The following is a 2,070-nucleotide window of genomic DNA, read 5'->3' on the forward strand; positions in this document are numbered from 1 at the left end:
GCCGGCGCTTCTCCCTTTCCGATAGACATAGTCGGTATCTATCACATAGCAGAACAGGGCGTCTCGGGCTTAAGCTGGCGGGAGAGGGTTGAGGGGGAGGCCGAAGGCTCCTTCCTCCACCTTTCAAGCTTCTGGAACAGGATAGTCAAGGGAGGAAAGGAAGGCTCTCAGAAGCTGTTCGAACTTTTTCCAGAGGATGGGAGAGGTGAGAAAAAAACGCCTGTGCTATTCCTGTCTGAGCTGTTACTGCCAGGGGGAGATGCCTGGTCCAGGAGCATCCCGCCGCTGAGCAGATCAGCACCGCTCAGGAAAGCACAAGCACATTTTCGGTGCATAGCGGACGCGTCTGTCGAGCTGAATCGGTCACGCCAGCAGCAGAGAGATCGCGGTCGATCAGACGCCGGAGAACGGGGCGTTAGCGGTAGACCCCTCTCCGGTGCTGCCTGGTCTGAAGTACCATCCCCTGCCGGCGATGGCAGGCCGGGCGATCGCTGCCCCCTATCGGTTGATGAACAAATCGGCTAGCTCGATCAGAGAACGTTCGTGGTGCCAGGGGTGGTCTTCGGCACGCACCCGGCGATACAGGGCCAAGGTTTCTCTCTGCAGACTTAGACTTTTCAGCTCGGTCGCTTTGTGCATGCACTCTATCAGCAGGTAGGTAAAAGTCTCTCGCTCCTGCTGGATGAGCGCTGTCTTGGTTTCATCTAGGAGAATCTCCACCTGCAGGCGGGCAGGGGTCATTACCCTCACAGGCGTGGTTTTTAGCTGGCTGTAGGTCTCCCATGCTCGCCGACTGTAGCCCTTCTCAGGAAAGCGCATAGCGAGGTAGAGGTATACTCGGCCCGCCCATAGCATGAGGTTATCTTCGTGAAAACGGAAGTCCGTGCATGTCTCAGTCTCGCCTTGCGATTCAAACCGCTCTTGGGCTTCTCCGAGCAGGAGCAGTGCAGTTTCTTCGCGGCCCAGATAGGCCGAGGCTGTTGCTTGCAGACAGAGTACACTGCTTTGCATGACTGGCGGACAAGCGGCTAGCAACGGTGTGGCTGGCTCCAGATGGGCCAGCATAGAGGATACCTGGAGCCTATCATAGTAGAAGGCTAGACTCAAGTCGCGTAAGGCTGCTATCTGTGCCGGTGCATGTCCACTCAAGGCTGCCAGGTGTACCGCCTTTCGCGAGAAGAGCTGTTTGGCCCGAAGATCTCCCTGATGGTGGCTGGCGGCGATGCCCGCAATGCGGTTGGCTTCAGCGGCCAGACGAGCTGCCAGGGAATGCTGTGGCGTGCCAGGCTGGGCCAGGCGTTCTAGTAAGGGCAGATAGCGGGGAAGGATCTCTTGGACGATGCCAATGCCTTGGCTGTTGAGTAGTTGCCAGCAGGCGGTGTTTGCTGCCGCACAGAGGGGCAGCACCTCCTCTGCTGGTGGGAGACCGTTCCGAACTCCCGTCGGGGTGGTCAGTGGCAAAGCTGCCAGCGCGCCCAGCATCTGCCGGCGCGAGATGGTGTAATCGCGGTCATGCTCGTGTGGTGGCACAGCGGCAAGCTCCTCTTGGAGACGACGGCGCAGCTCAGCCCAGGCGATTGGGTCTAGCCTGCCCTGGCTGCGCTCCTGGAAATGGATCAGCAGGGCTTCGACGCGCCGCTGTTGCCAGACAAACCACAGTGGGCTACCAACGGGCAAGGGCAGCGTCGTCAGGGCCGGATCAGGAGACGCTGCCAGCCCGAGGCTGCCAGGCTGGCGCCCGGGAGCAGCGGGGATGAGCAGGCCGGGCTGCGCTTCCTCTGTTGCATCTTCTGTCTGGGTCAAGCATACCATATCGGCAGGGGGCTTGACCAGCCGGAGCTGCTCCCAGGAGGGGAGGGAGTCGCCTTGCTGGGCAGCGAGGGCTTGCACCTCCTCGTAGCAGCGGCGGGCTTCCCGTTCCTGGCCGTGCTGCAGCAGCACGTGTAGCCACTCCCGCAGCGCCTCCTCATCGGCAGGATCTGCCTGAAGCAAGGCGCGGAAGTGCTCACTGGCCAGCCAGAGCCGTCCTTGCCGGGCGGAGATCTGGGCGAGCCAGCGGCGGCACTGGCG

2 protein-coding genes are annotated in these 2,070 nt (G+C 61.2%); one reads left to right on the forward strand and one right to left on the reverse strand.

The window, feature by feature from the left end; translation table 11 throughout:
- On the forward strand, nucleotides 1–525 hold a 525-nt coding region (locus tag KTAU_RS22115; RefSeq protein ID WP_228026584.1), incomplete at its 5' end, for a hypothetical protein.
- Here the strand turns inward: KTAU_RS22115 and KTAU_RS21750 are convergent.
- Nucleotides 499–2,070, reverse strand: a 1,572-nt coding sequence (locus tag KTAU_RS21750; protein WP_170293486.1) for a hypothetical protein, incomplete at its 5' end; no start/stop codon positions are given. The two genes, KTAU_RS22115 and KTAU_RS21750, sit on opposite strands and share 27 nt — an antisense overlap.

The sequence above is a fragment of the Thermogemmatispora aurantia genome (assembly GCF_008974285.1).
Lineage (GTDB): Bacteria > Chloroflexota > Ktedonobacteria > Ktedonobacterales > Ktedonobacteraceae > Thermogemmatispora > Thermogemmatispora aurantia.